The organism is Bacillus kalamii (assembly GCF_047238185.1).
GTDB lineage: Bacteria > Bacillota > Bacilli > Bacillales > DSM-1321 > Bacillus_AD.
Genome location: NZ_JBDFMI010000001.1, coordinates 2435504 through 2454466, shown reverse-complemented (window position 1 = coordinate 2454466; position 18963 = coordinate 2435504). Strand labels below are relative to the sequence as shown.

At 40.9% G+C, this 18963-nt stretch carries 16 protein-coding genes; 13 read left to right on the top strand and 3 right to left on the bottom strand.

Going from position 1 to position 18963, the window contains the following annotated elements; genetic code table 11:
- Nucleotides 1–34: 34 nt before the first annotated feature.
- From dapD to ABC357_RS12150, 8 genes are all read left to right on the top strand, one after another.
- Entirely contained in the window at nt 35–745 is a 711-nt protein-coding gene (gene dapD, locus ABC357_RS12185; protein ID WP_412887761.1) for a 2,3,4,5-tetrahydropyridine-2,6-dicarboxylate N-acetyltransferase, read from the top strand.
- Between the two features lie 150 nt (nt 746–895).
- A complete protein-coding gene (locus tag ABC357_RS12180) occupies nt 896–2029 on the top strand; it encodes an N-acetyldiaminopimelate deacetylase (protein WP_412887760.1) in 1134 nt (377 codons plus the stop codon).
- A 404-nt stretch (nt 2030–2433) separates the two neighbouring features.
- Nucleotides 2434–2976: a peroxiredoxin gene (locus ABC357_RS12175; protein ID WP_412887759.1), complete on the top strand. Its 543-nt coding sequence runs from the start codon at nt 2434–2436 to the stop codon at nt 2974–2976.
- A gap of 79 nt (nt 2977–3055) precedes the next feature.
- On the top strand, nt 3056–3511 hold the full coding sequence (locus tag ABC357_RS12170) for a redoxin domain-containing protein (RefSeq protein WP_412887758.1): 456 nt from the start codon (nt 3056–3058) through the stop codon (nt 3509–3511).
- A gap of 196 nt (nt 3512–3707) precedes the next feature.
- Entirely contained in the window at nt 3708–5453 is a 1746-nt protein-coding gene (locus ABC357_RS12165) for an ABC transporter ATP-binding protein (RefSeq protein ID WP_412887757.1), read from the top strand.
- 25 nt (nt 5454–5478) lie between these two features.
- Complete coding sequence (locus tag ABC357_RS12160) at nt 5479–7296, top strand: ABC transporter ATP-binding protein (protein WP_412887756.1); 1818 nt, start codon at nt 5479–5481, stop codon at nt 7294–7296.
- 99 nt (nt 7297–7395) lie between these two features.
- Nucleotides 7396–9090, top strand: a complete 1695-nt coding sequence (locus ABC357_RS12155; RefSeq protein WP_412887755.1) for a M3 family oligoendopeptidase — start codon at nt 7396–7398, stop codon at nt 9088–9090.
- Between the two features lie 246 nt (nt 9091–9336).
- Nucleotides 9337–9996: a potassium channel family protein gene (locus ABC357_RS12150; protein ID WP_412887754.1), complete on the top strand. Its 660-nt coding sequence runs from the start codon at nt 9337–9339 to the stop codon at nt 9994–9996.
- Nucleotides 9997–10042: 46 nt separating this feature from the next.
- Here ABC357_RS12150 and rnjA read toward each other — a convergent pair whose 3' ends face one another.
- Both rnjA and ABC357_RS12140 read right to left on the bottom strand, forming a co-directional pair.
- On the bottom strand, nt 10043–11716 hold the full coding sequence (gene rnjA / locus ABC357_RS12145) for a ribonuclease J1 (RefSeq protein ID WP_412887753.1): 1674 nt from the start codon (nt 11714–11716) through the stop codon (nt 10043–10045).
- A 3-nt stretch (nt 11717–11719) separates the two neighbouring features.
- On the bottom strand, nt 11720–11929 hold the full coding sequence (locus tag ABC357_RS12140; RefSeq protein WP_412887752.1) for a DNA-dependent RNA polymerase subunit epsilon: 210 nt from the start codon (nt 11927–11929) through the stop codon (nt 11720–11722).
- Nucleotides 11930–12457: 528 nt separating this feature from the next.
- Here ABC357_RS12140 and ABC357_RS12135 point away from each other — a divergent pair.
- A complete protein-coding gene (locus ABC357_RS12135; RefSeq protein ID WP_412887751.1) occupies nt 12458–13228 on the top strand; it encodes a Cof-type HAD-IIB family hydrolase in 771 nt (256 codons plus the stop codon).
- A gap of 41 nt (nt 13229–13269) precedes the next feature.
- Here ABC357_RS12135 and def read toward each other — a convergent pair whose 3' ends face one another.
- Nucleotides 13270–13821, bottom strand: coding sequence for a peptide deformylase (gene def / locus ABC357_RS12130; protein WP_412887750.1), 552 nt, complete (start codon nt 13819–13821; stop codon nt 13270–13272).
- A gap of 310 nt (nt 13822–14131) precedes the next feature.
- On the opposite strand from def, the gene ABC357_RS12125 reads away from it, so the two are divergent.
- From ABC357_RS12125 to ABC357_RS12110, 4 genes are all read left to right on the top strand, one after another.
- Nucleotides 14132–14779 carry a YkyA family protein gene (locus ABC357_RS12125; RefSeq protein WP_412887749.1) on the top strand — a complete coding sequence of 216 codons (648 nt, stop codon included), beginning with the start codon at nt 14132–14134 and terminating at the stop codon, nt 14777–14779.
- A gap of 633 nt (nt 14780–15412) precedes the next feature.
- Nucleotides 15413–16528 (top strand): pyruvate dehydrogenase (acetyl-transferring) E1 component subunit alpha, encoded by a 1116-nt coding sequence (gene pdhA, locus ABC357_RS12120; protein WP_412887748.1) that lies wholly within the window; start codon nt 15413–15415, stop codon nt 16526–16528.
- A 3-nt stretch (nt 16529–16531) separates the two neighbouring features.
- Nucleotides 16532–17509, top strand: a complete 978-nt coding sequence (locus tag ABC357_RS12115; RefSeq protein ID WP_412887747.1) for an alpha-ketoacid dehydrogenase subunit beta — start codon at nt 16532–16534, stop codon at nt 17507–17509.
- A 115-nt stretch (nt 17510–17624) separates the two neighbouring features.
- Complete coding sequence (locus tag ABC357_RS12110; RefSeq protein WP_412887746.1) at nt 17625–18962, top strand: dihydrolipoamide acetyltransferase family protein; 1338 nt, start codon at nt 17625–17627, stop codon at nt 18960–18962.
- The last annotated feature ends 1 nt before the right edge of the window (nt 18963 follow it).

The following is an 18963-nucleotide window of genomic DNA, read 5'->3' as shown; positions in this document are numbered from 1 at the left end:
GTATTTTTTCAGACTTCAAAAGGGAGGAAAGACAATGAAAATGGTAGATGCACGCGAAATTATTTCGTATATTGCCAATGCAAAAAAATCGACGCCAGTAAAAGTATACATAAAAGGAGATTTGGAAGGTCTCGCGTTTGGCGAACAAACAAAAACGTTCATTACGGGTAATACAGGTGTTCTATTCGGAGAATGGTCCGATATCAGTGAAGCTCTGAATACGCACAGTGAACAAATCGAAGATTATGTTATTGAAAACGACCGCCGCAATTCTGCAATCCCTATGCTGGACCTGAAAGGTATTAAGGCACGCATAGAGCCGGGCGCTATCATCCGGGACCAAGTTGAAATTGGAGAAAATGCAGTTATAATGATGGGAGCTTCCATCAATATCGGTGCAGTCATCGGTTCTGGAACGATGATTGATATGAATGTCGTGATGGGCGGAAGAGCAACGGTCCGCAATAACTGCCATATCGGTGCCGGAGCTGTTCTTGCAGGCGTTATCGAGCCGCCTTCTGCAAAGCCGGTTGTCATTGAAGATGATGTTCTGGTGGGAGCAAATGCCGTTGTATTGGAAGGTGTAACGATCGGAAAAGGGTCTGTTATTGCTGCAGGGGCTGTCGTGACAAAGGATATACCGCCTTATTCCGTCGCAGCAGGCATTCCTGCCAAGGTAATCAAACAAATCGATGACAAAACAAAATCAAAAACTGAAATCATGCAAGAACTACGCCAGCTTTAATTACGTTAGGCGACCGCCAAAGGACTGCTTTCAACAGCGGTCCTTTTTCTTTATGCAGGGTTATGGGTCTCTTGGTCTTCATAGGATGGTAAAAGCCGGCATGGTGCCTTATAATACATCTATACATTTCAATTCGGGGGGATTATCTTCATGGAAAATGCGAATGCTTTCGTTGATATAAGAAGGGACTTACATAGAATTCCGGAGCTAGGTTTTAAAGAAGTTAAAACACAGGCATATCTGTTGGATTATTTGCGTAATTTGCCAAAAGACCGCCTAGAGATAAAAGAATGGAAAACGGGTCTATTCGTAAGGGTGTACGGGAAGGCACCGGAGAAAACGATCGGATATCGTACAGACATAGATGGTTTGCCGATTATCGAACAGACAGGGCTTCCTTATCATTCGATCCATGATGGCAGGATGCATGCTTGCGGCCATGACTTTCATATGGCTATTGCCCTTGGTGTTTTAAAAGGCATTGTTGATGAGCCGATTGACGATGATGCCGTCTTTTTCTTTCAGCCCGCCGAGGAGGGCCCAGGGGGGGCAGAGCCGATGCTCCAATCGGATATTATGAAGGAATGGAAGCCTGATATGGTGGTTGGCCTGCATATTGCTCCGGAGTACCCTGTAGGTACAGTTGCTACAAAACCGGGATTATTATTCGCCAATACATCTGAACTATATATAGATATAAAAGGAAAAGGGGGGCATGCAGCTTATCCCCATCAGACAACCGACAGCATTGTCATCGCCTGCCAGCTTGTAGGGCAATTGCAAACCATTATTTCAAGGAACGTAGACCCGCTCGATTCGGCTGTTATAACAATCGGCAAAATTACAGGCGGTACAGTACAGAATATTATTGCCGAACAAGCCCGGATTGAAGGGACAATCCGTACGCTATCACCGGAAAGCATGATGAAAGTCAAACAGCGCCTGGAGCACTTGGTTAAAGGTATTGCGACAGGATTTGAATGTGAAACAGCGATTGATTACGGCTGTATGTACTACCAGGTATATAATGAAGCATCGTTGACCGATGAATTTGTTTCCTTTGCCTCTCAACATCCTTCCATGGATTTTGTTCAAGCAAAAGAAGGCATGACCGGCGAGGATTTTGGTTATATGCTGAAAGAAATTCCCGGTTTTATGTTCTGGCTGGGAGTTGATTCGCCATATGGTTTACACCACTCCAAATTGACACCTAATGAAGATGCGATACCGATGGCTATTGAATTTTTAATGGATTATATGCGATTTAAAGGAAATAGAGGTTAAGGATAATCTTATTTTCTGCGGCAAACGAAAGCGCTCAGAGTGATTCTGGGCGTTTTTTGGTGTGCGATAACAAAATATGAGAGACTCTAGTTTAGATCTGCAGTCTATAAAACGAATGCACAAAGCAGAGGACTGTGAAAAAAATGTCACAAATAGGGGAATTTTCGTAGCATTTCGTTTTATAAGAAAACAAATCAATGATACTATTATAGTAAGCTTACAGGGAAATGTCGGGCAGTTTTCGTTTAAATTAAAATGCTTATCAGATAATATTTATTTTAATTAATTGTTTGACTTATATACTGTAGGTGTTATAATGAGTCTTGTCGAGAAAATATATAATTGAGAATATTTAAATGATATTCTCGATTCAAATAATCTTTTATAATTTTGGAGGGATTTTGATGGCAGAGCGCATGGTAGCAAAACAAGCTCCACGTTTTGAAATGGAAGCTGTTTTAGCAAACAAGGAATTTGGTAAAGTAAGTCTTGAAGAAAACATGAAAAATGATAAATGGACTGTTTTATTCTTCTATCCAATGGACTTTACATTTGTATGCCCGACAGAAATTACAGCAATGTCTGACCGCTATGATGAATTCGAAGATTTGGATGCGGTTGTAATCGGTGCTTCAACTGATACAATCCATACCCATTTGGCTTGGATCAATACAGACCGTAAAGACAACGGCTTAGGGGATTTGAAATATCCATTGGCTGCGGATACGAACCATTCTATTTCCCGTGAATATGGTGTTTTAATCGAGGAAGAAGGAGTTGCATTGCGCGGATTGTTCATCATCAACCCAGAAGGCGAATTGCAATATCAAGTAGTGAACCATAACAACATCGGCCGTGATGTGGATGAAACCCTTCGTGTGCTGCAAGCTCTTCAAACTGGTGGATTATGCCCTGCCAACTGGAGACCAGGCCAAAAAACACTTTGATTTTTAGATACCTATAAGTAGGCCTAACTATATGTTAGGTCTCTTTTTTCAAAAAATACATACGGAGGTGCAGTATAAAATGAAATTAAGAGCTGATATGCCTGAATTAACAGGCGCTACTGAGTGGTTGAACGGAGAAGTCACTAAAGAACAATTAATTGGAGAGAAACCGACATTGATCCACTTCTGGTCGATTTCATGCCATCTTTGCAAAGAAGCGATGCCGCAAGTCAACGAGTTTCGGGATCGCTATAAAGATCAATTGAACGTAGTAGCAGTGCATATGCCTCGTTCTGAAGACGATTTAAATATTGAAGACATTAAAAGGGTTGCTTCCGAACACAATATTACTCAACCTATTTTTGTGGACAGTGAATTGAAATTGAATGATGCGTTTGAAAATCAATATGTGCCTGCTTATTATGTGTTTGATAAAACAGGAGTCCTTCGCCACTTCCAAGCTGGCGGCAGCGGAATGAAAATGCTGGAAAAACGGGTGAACCGTGTATTGAACGAAAGTGAGCAAGCTGAATAATAAAAAAGAGAGCATCGGTTGCTAATGGCATTGCCTGCTGCAAACCGATGCTTTCTTTTTTTTGTTTAAAATAGTCAGAATTAATAAAATAAATAAAATAGTGGAAATTTATTTCGAAAACCGATATATTAGATATTACAGTTTTCTGTAAAAATGGGTAATTTAGCCATTATAATATGCGATAGAGGGGGTAATTATGGATACATTTAAGCGATTGAAAGCATTTTACTGGCCGTATCGGTCTCAATTATTTATTTCTTTGCTTTTTTTGCTTTTAATTACTGGGGTGACGGTTGTATATCCCATTATCCTGCAAGTTACGATTGACGATGTAATAGGTAAGGGGAAATACGGTTTAATTCCTTATCTGGCGGTCGGATTCGTCTTGTTGATGATGGTAAAAGGGTTCTCGTCTTACATGAATCAGTATTATGGTGATGTATTCGGGATAAAAGCAGTTTATCATTTACGGAATGCTTTATATGAAAAACTGCAGTATCTGAGTTTCAGATATTACGACAGTGCTAAAACAGGGGATTTGATGTCGCGCTTAACAGCGGATGTGGAAGGGTTCCGATTCTTTTTATCATTTGGGATTGCCGAAGCTATTCGTGTAGTTGCGCTGATTGTTGTAAGCTTTGCTGTGATGTTCAGTTACTCTGTCCCGCTTACATTCGCCACGATGGTTACATTGCCGTTTTTGGCTGTTGTGGTATACAGATTTGAAAAGAAGATTTCGCCTGCATTCAGGGGGATCAGAAAATCATTCGGTAAACTGAATACGAATGTCCAGGAAAATATAAGCGGCATCCAGACGGTTAAATCACTGTCCCGCGAGGATTTTGAAATCAATAAGTTCAATGATGCGAACGGACATTATCGCGATCAATACATATTTACTTCGAATATCATGTCGAAGTTCTTTCCTCTGATGGAATTATGCGGCCAATTCTCTGTAGTGCTTCTATTTATTTATGGGGGATATTTAGTCATTGACGGATCATTGAAGCCAGGGGAACTAGTCGCCTTCTATAGCCTTGTTTGGTATATAGTCTGGCCAATCACGAATGTCGGTTACATTATCAATTTATTTTCACAATCAAAAGCTTCCGGTGAAAGATTGATAGAGGTATTGGAAAAAGATTGGCATATCCAGGAATGTGAAGCACCGGCAGCAGTGGAGCATTTACGGGGGGATGTTCTGTTTGATTCAGTGTCATTAAAATATGCAGAAAGCGATAATAACGCCTTGGAGGATATTTCCTTCCATTTGTCTGCAGGTAAGACTTTAGGGCTTATCGGGGCAACAGGAAGCGGAAAAACATCGCTTACGCAATTAATTACCCGATTCTACGAACCTACTAAAGGCGAAATCCGCATTGATGGTGAAGATATACATACCTATTCATTAGAGACATTAAGGGGGAATATCGGTTTTGTGCTTCAGGAATCTTTTTTGTTTTCTTCATCTATCAGAGACAATATTTCTTATGGAAAACCGAATGCTACCTTTGCGGAAATTGTTGAAGCTGCTAAACGTGCACAGGCACATGAGTTTATTGAAACCTTGCCGGATGGGTATGATACGCTCCTTGGGGAACGGGGATTGGGCCTGTCAGGCGGCCAGAAGCAAAGAATAGCTATCGCTCGGGCTATTTGCCTGAATCCGGGAATCCTCATTTTGGATGATGCGACCAGTGCAGTTGATATGCAAACAGAACAAAGCATTCAAGCTGCCTTGAAAGAAGTGATGAAGGAGCGTTCAACGATTGTAATCGCACACCGTATTTCATCAGTAAAACACTGCGATGAGATATTGGTTCTTCATGAAGGAAGAGTCATCGAGCGCGGAACGCATCAGCAATTGGTCGCAAACCAAGGTTTGTATCGATCCATATATGATATACAATTCAGCGATTATGAGAAAATGGCGCATGCTTGACACGGCCAGAAAGAGAGGTGGAACTATGAAAACACGCCAAATGAATCCTCAAGTAATGAAGAGATTTAATTATTCCACAGACCAGGCGATTGACAAGCCGTTTAACTGGAAGCAGATGCTTCGGCTAATGAGTTACATGAAGCCTTATAGGAAGGGGCTTTTGCCTCTTTCTATCGCTTCCATGGTCGTCACAACATTAATCAGGCTTGCCATTCCGATTTTAATCGGAATATACACCCTTGACCAAGCGATCATGAACAAAGACAGTTCACTGCTTGTCAAAATGGTTTCTTTGATTGCTGTATTATATGTTGTTTCGTATGCCGTAAACGTCTTCCGATTTAAATGGATGAATCAGTTGGGGCAGAAAATCATCTATGATTTAAGAAAGCACCTGTTTACACATGTACAGTCCTTGTCCAATCGTTTCTTTGACCAGCGTTCTGCAGGGTCGATTCTTGTAAGGATTATGAATGATATTAATTCTTTGCAGGACTTGTTTACTAATGGGGTAATCAACTTATTGATGGACAGCATCACGTTGATCGGTATCATCGTCATCCTGTTTACATTGAGCCCGCAATTGACATTAGCTGTACTCGTCATTATGCCTTTGATGTTTTTCATTTCAACAAGCTTGCGGAAAAAAATCCGCCGAAGCTGGCAGGAAGTCCGCTTGATTCAATCAAAGCTAAATTCACATTTGAACGAAAGCATCCAAGGGATACGGGTTACACAATCTTTTACACAAGAGAAAGAAAATATGCAATTTTTTGACGGTGTTAATTCTGAACTGTTTGAGAGCTGGAGAAAGGCTTCCCAAAAAAATGCCATGTTCCGCCCGTTTGTGGATATGGCAAACGCCCTTGGAACGGCTGTCCTTCTATGGTACGGTTCGCATTTGATCAGTACCGGACAAATGGATTTAGGTGTTTTCGTTTCCTTTGCCTTTTATTTGGGGATGTTTTGGGATCCGATTTCCCGGCTTGGGCAGTTATATAATCAATTGCTGATTGGAATGGCTTCCTCTGAGCGTATTTTTGAGTTTTTGGATGAGAAACCGAATGTGAGTGAGAAAGAACATCCAATCGAATTTTCTGATCTTAAAGGAAGAATCGTTTTCAAAGATGTTGAGTTTTCGTATGATCAAAAGAGAAAAGCGCTGAAAGGCATTAATCTTGAAATGAAAGCTGGGCAAAGAGTGGCCCTTGTCGGACATACCGGTTCGGGCAAAACAACAATCGCCAATTTAATAAGCCGATTCTATGATTGTACAGCCGGACAGGTGTCCATCGACGGAATAGATGTTAAGGACGCTTCGCTCTATTCTTTAAGAAGGAATATTTCAATTGTCTTGCAGGATACATTTATCTTCTCGGGGACCATTATGGAAAATATCCGTTTCGGAAATCCGCTTGCCAGTGATGAAGAGGTAATGGCAGCAGCAAAGGCAGTAGGAGCAGATGATTTTATTGTAAAGCTTCCGCAGGGCTATCAAACGGAGGTAGAGGAAAGAGGGAATATTCTATCCGTCGGGGAACGGCAGTTGCTATCCTTCTCAAGAGCGTTATTGGCTGATCCAAAAATCATTATTCTTGATGAAGCGACTGCAAGCATCGATACAGAGACAGAAATGAAAATACAGAATGCCTTGAAGAAGCTGTTGAAAAATCGTACATCCATCATTATCGCCCACCGTCTGTCCACTATCCGCGATTGTGATGTGATTTATGTATTGGAACAAGGAAACATCAAGGAACAGGGCAACCACGATCAATTGATGGAAAACAAGGGCCATTATTATCAATTGATACAGGCCCAATATCAATTGAATAGCGCCTAAGGATATGCCAAGCAGCCGTTTGAAGGGAATTGGCGGCTGATTGGCCAATGATTATTTAATCATGGTATTTAAATCTGAATGAAGAAGGAGCCGTTAAACGTGAAATTTGAAGAATATACGTATGTAAGGCCTAATTTGGAAGAATATAAGCAATCATTTGACCTTTGTTTTAAACAGTTTAAGGAAGCTTCTACTGTTGGCGCTCAAAATGAGGCGTTGAAAAACATAAATGATGTTCGGAATAAATTGAATACGATGAAGGACCTGGTATATATCCGCCATACGGTGGATACGAATGATGTATTTTATAAGGAAGAACAGGCCTATTTAGACGAGGTATCTCCTGAGTTTGAAGAATATGACTCTATGTTCTATAAAATGCTGCTAGAGTCCAAGTATAGAAATCAATTGGAAGAAAAATGGGGCAAGACCTTATTTTTGCTGGCGGAAGCGAAATTGAAGACTTTTTCACCGGTTATAATTGAAGATTTGAAGCTGGAGAATAAACTGGCTACGGACTATACACAATTGATAGCATCAGCCAAAATTGTTTGGGATGATAAAGAATATACAATCGCGCAAATGGGCCCTTATTTACAATCGAAGGATCGGAAGGTGCGTAAGAAATCTTTGAAAGCAGTTTTTGCTTTTATGGAGGAACATAGGGAAGAGTTTGATACAATTTATGATAAGTTGGTCAAAGTGCGCACTCAGATGGCTCAAAAACTAGGGTATGAGAATTATATTGAACTCGGTTATTACAGAATGAGCCGTTTGGATTATAATGCGGACATGGTAGCTGCTTTCCGTGAACAGGTAAAGGATTATATAGTTCCGCTAGCAACTGAGCTCCGAAAGAGGCAAGGTGAGCGGATAGGAGTTGAACATTTTACTTTTTATGATGAATCCTTTGAATTCTCCAGCGGCAATCCTGTACCCAAAGGGGAGCCGGAATGGATCATAGAACAAGGAAAGAAGATGTATGAAGAGCTTTCTTTTGAGACTGGGCAGTTCTTCGATTATATGCTGGATAATGGACTGATGGATCTTGTGGCTAAGAAGGGTAAAGCTGGAGGAGGCTATTGCACATTCCTGCCAGACTATAAATCTCCCTTTATCTTTTCCAATTTCAATGGAACAAGCGATGATATCGATGTATTGACCCATGAGGCCGGGCATGCCTTCCAGGTGTTTGAGAGCCGTCATTTTGACATCCCTGAATATACTTTTCCGACAATGGAAGCATGTGAGATCCATTCTATGTCGATGGAGTTTTTCACATGGCCGTGGATGGGTAAATTCTTTAAAGAAGACGAGGAAAAATATAAATTCGCCCATTTAAGCAGTGCATTGCTTTTCTTGCCTTATGGAGTGGCTGTCGATGAGTTTCAGCATTTTGTATACGGAAACCCGGATGTTACTCCGAAGGAAAGAAATCTTGCTTGGAAGTCCATAGAGGAGAAATACTTGCCCCACCGCAATTATGATGGGATTGCCTACTTGGAAAGCGGGGCTTTCTGGCAACGCCAAAGCCACATATATCAATCGCCATTTTATTATATTGATTATACATTGGCGCAAATCTGCGCATTTCAATTCTGGAAACGCTCTCGTGAAGACTTCGATTCGGCATGGGCCGATTATGTGAAACTATGCCGTGAAGGAGGGAGCAGGACATTCCTTGAGTTGGTAAAAACAGCAAATTTGATTTCTCCATTTGAGAAAGGGTGCGTGGAGTCGGTAGTTGGCGAAATAAGCGGTTATCTTAACTCTATAGATGATAAGGCGTTGTAATAAACATACAAAAAAGGGGCATGTATTATCATGCCGCTTTTTTAGTAAGAAAAAAATAACCATCGCCATTTTTTATAGGTTCCCCATTTGTCAGTCATACATAGAGAACGATAACCGCTGCAGGATGTTCGCTTTCGCCGTGGAGATTGGTAGGCAACATGGATAATTGAGAGCTTGGTTGAATTTAGGTAAGTATGTTAGAATATGGGGAGATTCAACAAGCTTTTAGATGGTGGAGGAATAATTGTGAAGAAAGAATTCGCAGTAATTGGATTAGGGCGGTTTGGCGGCAGCATTTGCCGTGAATTGATCGAAGAAGGGATGGAAGTCCTGGCCATTGACCATGATGAAGACCGTGTCAATGAGTTCGCTTCAATTGCATCTCACGCTGTGATAGGGGATACGACGGATGAATCGGTTCTTAAAAGTCTGGGTATCCGCAATTTTGACCACGTCATTGTTGCCATAGGAGATAATATTCAAGCGAGCATTCTTACTACGTTAATATTAAAAGAATTAGGGGTCAAGGATATTACGGTGAAGGCAACCAATGATTATCATGAGAAAGTGCTTATTAAAATTGGCGCTGACCATGTTGTCCACCCTGAGAGAGACATGGGGAGAAGGATTGCCCACAAAATCGCCTCCAACAGTGTGTTGGATTATTTAGAACTGTCTGATGAGCATTCTATCGTTGAGATTGCCGCCAATAAAAAACTGGATGGCAAAACGTTAATGGATCTCGATATCCGTGCACGGTATGGAATCAATATCGTTGCCTTTAAAAGAGGAAATGAAATCATCGTTTCTCCGCAAGCGAACGAGTCCATTAATGCAGGAGATGTTTTGATCGTCATTGGAGCGGATACCGATATTAATCGTTTCCAGAAAAAAGTAATGGAATAATGCACAAAAAAGGCCCCGGTTTTTATAACCGGGGCCTTTTAAACCATTATTTATCTACTTCCATGATGATCGGCAAGATCATTGGACGGCGTTTTGTTTTTTCGTATAAGAAAGGAGACAGTGTATCTGTTATTTCGTTTTTAATTTCAGACCATTGGCTAGTCTTGCGTTCCATCACCTTATTCAGGTGTTTTTTGAGCAAGGACTGTGCATCGTTGATCAGATCCCCGGATTCACGCATATACACGAAACCGCGGGAAATGATATCCGGCCCTGCGGAAATCTTGAACTCCTTCATGTTGATGCTGACGACAACGACAACTAATCCCTCTTCAGATAGGATACGGCGGTCACGCAGGACGATGTTTCCGATGTCGCCGATTCCATTGCCATCGATATAGACAGAACCTGATTGGATTTTGCCGGCAACCTGTGCTGTATTGGCGCTTAGTGCAAGCACTTCACCATTATCCATGATGAAACAATTTTCTTCCGGCACATCGCAATCCATTGCATGCTGGGCGTGCATTTTTTGCATACGGTATTCACCGTGAATCGGCATGAAGAATTTTGGCTTGATCAATCTCAGCATCAGCTTTTGCTCTTCCATGCCGCCGTGACCGGATGTATGGATGTCGCTCAATTTACCGTGGATAACATCAGCACCAGCTCTAAAGAGCATATTGATTGTTCTTGAAACGCTGATTGTGTTTCCTGGAATTGGAGAAGACGAGAAGACAACTGTATCTCCAGGGATGATCTGGATCTGTCTGTGCGTACCATTCGCAATTCTCGATAAAGCAGCCATCGGTTCCCCTTGGCTTCCTGTACAAAGGATCGTCACTTTATTAGCGGGCAGGCGGTTGATCTGCTGTGATTCAATGAATGTTCCTTCAGGACAGCTGATATAACCGAGTTCTTGTCCAATTTCAATCGCAGCTTCCATGCTTCGTCCAAATACGGCTATCTTTCGGCCGTTTTCAACAGCTGCTTCAACAACCTGCTGTAGACGATGGATATTGGAAGCAAATGTTGCGAATATGACTCTTCCTTCTACTTTTCTGAAGATATCCTGTATCGTGTCACCGACTTTTCGTTCACTCATGGTGAAATCGGGCACTTCACTGTTTGTGCTGTCAGAAAGCAGGCACAGCACGCCTTCTTTGCCGATTTCAGCCATTTTGGTCAAGTTTGCCGGTTCTCCTACAGGGGTGAAGTCAAATTTGAAATCTCCTGTATGGACAATTTGACCAGGAGGCGTTTTTACCACTATTCCATATGAATCTGGAATGCTGTGTGTAGTTCGGAAAAACGTAACGGACGTTTTTCTGAATTTGATCACATCATCCTCTTTGATTTCAATCAAAGTCGATGATCTCATTAATCCGTGCTCTTCCAATTTGTTTTTGATCAATCCGAGGGCAAGCTTACCGCCGTATACCGGTATATTGATCTGTTTAAGCAAGTACGGAATACCGCCGATGTGGTCTTCGTGGCCGTGCGTAACAAAAAGGCCTTTAATTTTATCTGCATTTTTGACAAGGTATGAGTAATCCGGAATTACATAATCGATGCCAAGCAGTTCATCTTCGGGGAACTTGATACCGGCATCGATTAAAATAATTTCATCCTGGAATTGTACTGCATACGTGTTTTTTCCAATTTCGCCAAGGCCGCCCAATGCGAACACGGCGGTCTGGTCATTCTTAACAAATTTCATAAATTATAGCTCCAATACTTTATAGTCTTCGTTTTGTTTTTCATATTCTAAATAGGCTCCCTCAACCGGTCCGATATATTCGATATTCAAATTTTTATCTTTCAGGCTTCTTCTTACCTTTAGCACAGATTCGGATTGTACAAACATTGTTTTCGTTTTTTCACGTACAGGAATCTCTAACATTGTGTCTTGGTAGTATACTTTGTAAATCATTCTAATTCGCTCCTTAATTCCATTTTATTGCTTATTCCATTATATATAAAAACAGCATAATTTTCATGTATTACAACATGATGCTAATTTTAATCGCTTATTCCGCTTAGTAAATAGTATTGCCTTTATGTAGTATTTTAGAAAACTTTACATGAAAGAACAAGCCCTTCGCAAGTGTTGAAGGGCTATAATAGAAAAAATTTATGCAATTGTCTTCTTGCGCAACATATCTTTCCATTGTTTTAGCAGTTTTTTCCGCAGCTTTTTAAGCATTGCGAATCACTCCCTTAATATTATTGTAAACGAAAGTTGAAGAAAGTAAATAAGTCTTTGTACAGTATTTTGGCGAAGTTATGTTTGCTACGCTTGTCTTATAGGTAGTATATGGATGAAAGCACCCTTTATTGCAGCTTTTTTCTGAAAGGGCCATATCTTTTTATGCTGGGGGCTGCTTGACTTTGTAGCCGCCAACACTTTTAATGAAAAGGTGTTTACTATACTACAATTATAGAAATGAAGGGAAATCACTTGAAAAAAATCGTATTTTTTGACATAGACGGTACTTTACTTGATCATGATAAACAATTGCCCGCTTCAACTAAAACAGCTATTAAGCAATTGCAGGATAAAGGTATTTATGTTGCGATAGCAACAGGGAGGGCTCCATTCATGTTTGAGGACATACGTGAAGAACTCGGGATTGATTCTTTCGTCAGTTTCAATGGACAGTATGTAGTATTTGAAAATGAGGTTATTTACAGGAATCCGTTAAAAACAGATCAATTGCAGCTTCTTCTCGATAAAGCTAAAGAAAAAGAGGTTCCGTTGATCTTCATGAATGAACATACCTTGAAAAGCTCAGTTCCATACTCTGAACATATTGAGGAAACGATGGGGTCTTTTGCGCTTGAGCACCCAGAAAACGATGAACATTTTTTCAAGGGAAATGATATTTATCAATCTCTTCTTTACGTCAATGAAGCGGATCTGAAAAATTATGAAGGCATTTCCCCAGATTTTCGCTATATCCGCTGGCATCCTATATGTGTGGATGTTTTGCCTGAAGGGGGATCGAAGGCAGCTGGCATCCAAAAATTCATTGAGCGTGCAGGATTCAACATTGATGATGTATACGCCTTCGGTGACGGCCTCAATGATATAGAAATGCTTCAGACAGTCGGCACCGGTGTGGCGATGGGCAACGCGGAAAAAGAATTGCTGAAATATGCTGACGTAGTCACCACTCCTGTTGATGAAGATGGAATAATGAACGGCTTGAAGAAAATCGGGTTACTATAATATAAAAAAAGGAGAACACTACAAATGTGTTCTCCTTTTTTTTATTCGACAACCGTTGAATTCGGTATCGGTGCGAATGGGTCCTTTTCGTTGATATGGTCATAGAACATTATGCCGTTTAAATGATCGATCTCATGCTGGAAGACGATGGCTGGCATACCTTTCAAGCGAAGCTTAATGTCTTCTCCGTCCACTGTGGTCGCTTTTACGGTTACACGCGCATGGCGGGGGACCAATCCAGGCACAGGCCTTTCGACAGATAGGCACCCTTCTCCGCCAGCCAAATAGGAGTTCTCAACCGAGTGGCTTATTATTTTCGGATTGAAAAGAGCATAGCTGTATAAATGATCTTGGGTGTCTCGGATATGGACAGCGATTATGCGTTTGCTGACATTTATTTGTGGTGCTGCCAAGCCGACTCCTGCCCGTAAACCATATTTTTCAGCAATTTCTCTGTTTTGGCTGTTTTTCAAGTACTCAAGCATGCTGCGGGCTATGCTTTTTTCTTCTTCAGTAGCTGGCAGTGCAACTTCTTTTGCGACTTGCCGAAGGACCGGCTGGTCTTCTAAAACGATATCTTTCATTGTGATCATGAATATCCACCTCTATTTTTCATAACAGGGAATTACCCTTTTCCTGATAGTGTATGGGGATGCCTGTTGGCTTATGAGAGTTCGAGAAAAATGATAAAATCCGTTCGGCCCCCTCGATATGCTTCTAACATTAAAATACTACCGCATCTTTTAGGTAAAGTAAATCCATGCAAATGAATCAATATTATAGGGATGAACTTTCTCTGGCACAGAGTGAAAGGGAGAAATCATAGTCTATTAATAAACGCTATAGCATAAACATAGGTTAAATAGAAAGATGGCTCCTCTATTTTCTGAAAGGATGATGGAAGTGAAAAAGAGAACCCTTTTGGCCTTGTTGTCGATGGTTGGTGCACTGGCTATTCTACTGATGGCAGCCTTTTTGGGTAATGAAGAAGATTCTAATGCAGAAATGGCTATAAAGAAAATAGACGGAATAATGCGGAAGGCTGAAATTCCCCAAAAAAAGTTGACCAAAGCAGAGAAAACAGAAGGGGATTATTATCATGACTTGATCAAAATGAACCCTGACCAAAACAAGGAAATTCATTTTTTAATCAGAAAGATGAATGATTCTTTGCTGGAAAGAAAAGTGGCCATATCGCAAGAAAAGGAAATAGTCGATAAAGCTAAAAGAGAAAGGGAAAAATATACTGTTAAGAAAATAAGCAATCAATCTTCCGAAAAGGATATGAAAGAGAAAAATGTATTTGATAGAATGGATCGGCGTTTCTCAATACATGAGCAATTGATTCAGGCATATAAAAAGAGCGTGAAGGCAGACAAGCATTTATATACATTGTTCAATAGCAGCAAAACATCTATTACAGAACTTCAGAATGCGATTGAAACGGTAAATGACCAATATAAAAAAGTGAAAAGGCTGAATGAAGAATATAACAGTGAGAGCCTTGGTTATATCCGAGCGAGAAATGCTTTTTTTGATGCCGGAACTTGAATATAAAAGCATAGAATCAAGAGAATCCCTCAGATTGGAAATGGGGGATTTTTTTGTGTCCAAATAAAACTAAAGCCGAAGAAAAAAGAGTAGGGCAGCGAAAATAGAGGCGAAAGAGAAAGAAATGGTTGTAGTTATTATATTAGAAAAATATAATAAAGCGTTTTCATTCCACTATCACAATCGTGTAAAATCGTCTTTGAAGTATTAAAACGCGATTTTGTAAGTGTTTACAATTTGGTAAAATATTTTTTCACAAAAAGTTTACTTTTTATAGTACAGGTGGTTTTTATATTATATAACAGAGAAAACACGTTAAAGATGTTGTAATTGTTGAAATGAGGAAAAAGTATTGATATTAAAGCGATGCGTTTCGTTTGACGGGGTCCGTATATGTATTGTAGACTACTAAATGGAAGATGTATTGTTATATTTGTATTGTATTTTTTATTGATACAGTATAAAATGTTAGCAACGTTAAACCTTTGTGTGTTTTTATTCTAGCCAAATAAGGGAAGAAGGACATTGACAAAAAATGTTTTCTTTCTGTTTTTTTCATAGCTTGAATATGGACATGGTGTTTAGTAATTAAATTATGAACCCTTTAATATAGGAAAGGATGAGGTGAAAAGAATGGCTGCTAAAAAAGCTAAAGCCTTATTTGATGTTAATAAGCAAATGGAGGCAATTAAAGACCAATTTCAAACCCTTCAAATTTTGAACGAAGAGGGAGAAGTTGTTAATAAAGATGCAATGCCTGATTTAACTGATGAACAACTAAAAGAATTGATGACAAGAATGGTGTATACACGCGTTCTTGACCAACGCTCCATTTCATTGAACCGACAAGGCCGCTTAGGATTCTATGCTCCTACAGCAGGTCAGGAAGCTTCACAGCTTGGTTCGCAATTTGCGTTGGAAAAGGAAGATTTCATTCTTCCAGGTTATCGTGATGTTCCGCAAATCGTATGGCACGGACTTCCTTTACACCAAGCATTCTTGTTCTCAAGAGGCCACTTCGAAGGCAATAAAATTCCTGAGGGAGTAAATGTCATTTCACCTCAAATCATTATTGGCGCCCAATATATCCAATGCGCAGGTGTTGCTTTGGGCATGAAGAAGAATAATGCAAAATCTGTTGCTATTACGTATACAGGCGACGGCGGAGCATCACAAGGGGATTTCTATGAAGGAATCAACTTTGCCGGTGCTTTCAAGGCTCCTGCAATCTTTGTTGTCCAAAACAATCGTTATGCTATTTCTACACCTGTAGAAAAGCAATCGGCAGCTAAATCAATTGCACAAAAAGCGGTTGCTGCTGGTATCCCTGGCATCCAGGTAGATGGAATGGACGTCTTGGCTGTATACGCAGCTGTTAAAGATGCTCGTGAGCGCGCTATTAACGGTGAAGGCCCTACATTGATTGAAACTCTAACATACCGTTATGGACCGCATACAATGGCTGGTGACGATCCGACTCGATACCGTACTTCTGATATCGATAATGAGTGGGAACTGAAAGATCCTTTAATCCGTTTCCGTAAATACCTTGAAAACAAAGGTATCTGGAATGAAGAAACAGAAGCAGCTGTTATTGAACGCGCAAAAGAAGAAATTAAAGACGCAATCAAAAAAGCGGATGCTACCCCAAAACAAAAAGTATCTGACCTATTGAATATTATGTATGAAGAAATGCCTGTAAACGTGAAAGAACAGTACGAAATCTATAAAGAAAAGGAGTCGAAGTAAGCGATGGCTCAATTAACAATGATTCAAGCAATCACAGACGCATTGCGCGTGGAAATGCGCAACGATGAAAAAGTATTGATCTTTGGTGAAGATGTTGGTAAAAACGGCGGTGTTTTCCGTGCAACTGAAGGTCTTCAAAAAGAATTCGGCGAGGATCGCGTTTTCGATACTCCACTTGCAGAATCCGGTATCGGCGGCTTGGCAATCGGTTTAGGATTACAAGGGTTCCGTCCGGTTCCTGAATTGCAATTCTTTGGTTTTATTTATGAAATCATGGACAGCATTTCCGGCCAAATGGCCCGTATGCGTTATCGCTCTGGCGGCAGATACCATTCGCCGGTGACGATCCGTACACCTTTCGGCGGCGGCGTACACACTCCTGAAATGCATGCTGACAGCCTTGAAGGTTTGATGGCTCAGCAACCAGGTGTGAAAGTTGTTATTCCTTCCACTCCTTATGATGCGAAAGGGCTTTTGATTTCTTCCATCAGAGATAATGACCCTGTCATTTTTGTGGAACATATGAAGTTGTACCGTTCATTCCGCCAAGAAGTGCCTGAAGGCGAATATACAATTCCGCTAGGTAAAGCAGATGTTAAACGTGAAGGTACAGATCTTACGATCATTTCATATGGAGCAATGGTCCATGAAGCCCTTAAGGCTGCTGATGAATTGGAAAAAGATGGCGTTTCTGCAGAAGTAATTGATTTACGTACAGTGAGCCCGTTAGATATCGAAACAATTATTGCATCTGTTGAGAAAACTGGTAGAGCTATGGTCGTTCAAGAAGCTCAAAAACAAGCAGGTATTGCTGCCAATGTTGTGGCAGAAATCAATGATCGTGCAATCCTAAGCCTTGAAGCACCTGTTATGCGTGTGACTGCTGCAGATACTGTTTTCCCATTCTCTCAAGCAGAACAAGTTTGGCTGCCTAACTTTAAGGATATTATTGAAACAGCTAATAAAGTCTTGAATTTCTAATAAAACAACTAATGAATGGATCGTCTGCTTGCAAGGCAGGCGATCACCCATTGCACCATGTTTTTTTCCTTAGGAATGCCAGGAATGAAACTGAACTAATAGGAGGTCGGATTACGTGTCATTTAAATTTAAATTGCCAGATATCGGTGAAGGTATCCATGAAGGTGAAATTGTAAAATGGTTTATTAAGCCAGGTGATAAAGTGCAGGAGGACGACGTGCTTTGTGAGGTCCAAAATGATAAAGCAGTTGTTGAAATTCCATCACCGGTAGAAGGAACTGTAGAAGAAGTCCATGTTTCAGAAGGAACAGTTGCTGTCGTTGGAGATGTTCTTGTTACGTTTGATGCTCCGGGATATGAGGATCTTTCATTCAAGGGAGAGCATGAAGAAGAAAGCAAGACTGAAGCCCAAGTTCAATCCACTGCGGAAGCTGGACAAAAAGTGGAGAAAGAACAGGCTGAAAAACCAGCGGCGAAAGAAGAAACTGGCGCTGGTGCCCAAGCTGAATCCAAAGAATCGAATAAACGTGTGATCGCAATGCCTTCTGTGCGGAAATATGCCCGTGAAAAAGGTGTTACTATCGCGCAGGTAACTGGAAGTGGAGATCATGGCCGTGTATTGAAGAGCGATATCGATGCGTTCCTAAACGGAGGCCAAGCAACTGCCTCTGCTGCACAAGCGGAAGAAGCGGCGCCGGTTGAAGAAACTTCAACAGCACCTGCAGCAGCTCCAGTGGTTCCGGAAGGAGAATTCCCAGAAACACGCGAAAAAATGAGCGGCATCCGTAAGGCAATTGCGAAAGCTATGGTAAACTCTAAGCATACGGCCCCTCACGTGACTCTTATGGATGAAATCGATGTGACAAAACTTGTCGACCATCGTAAAAAGTTCAAGGCGATTGCTGCAGAAAAAGGAATCAAGCTTACTTTCTTGCCGTATGTCGTTAAAGCTTTAACAAGTGCATTGCGAGAATTCCCTACTTTGAATACATCAATCGATGATGAAAAGAGTGAAATCGTTCAAAAGCACTATTACAATATCGGAATTGCTGCCGATACAGAAAAAGGGCTATTGGTTCCTGTAGTGAAAAATGCGGATCGTAAATCTGTTTTTAACATCTCAGATGAAATCAATGAACTTGCAGGTAAAGCACGTGAAGGCAAGTTAGCTCCGAACGAAATGAAAGGCGCTTCTTGCACAATTACAAACATCGGTAGCGCGGGCGGACAGTGGTTCACTCCAGTCATCAATCATCCAGAAGTTGCCATCTTAGGTATTGGCCGAATCGCAGAAAAAGCAATCGTACGTGATGGAGAAATTGTTGCTGCTCCTGTATTAGCACTTTCGTTGAGCTTTGATCACCGTATCATTGACGGAGCGACAGCTCAAAATGCGTTAAATCATATTAAACGTTTGTTGAACGATCCAGAACTACTATTAATGGAGGCGTAAA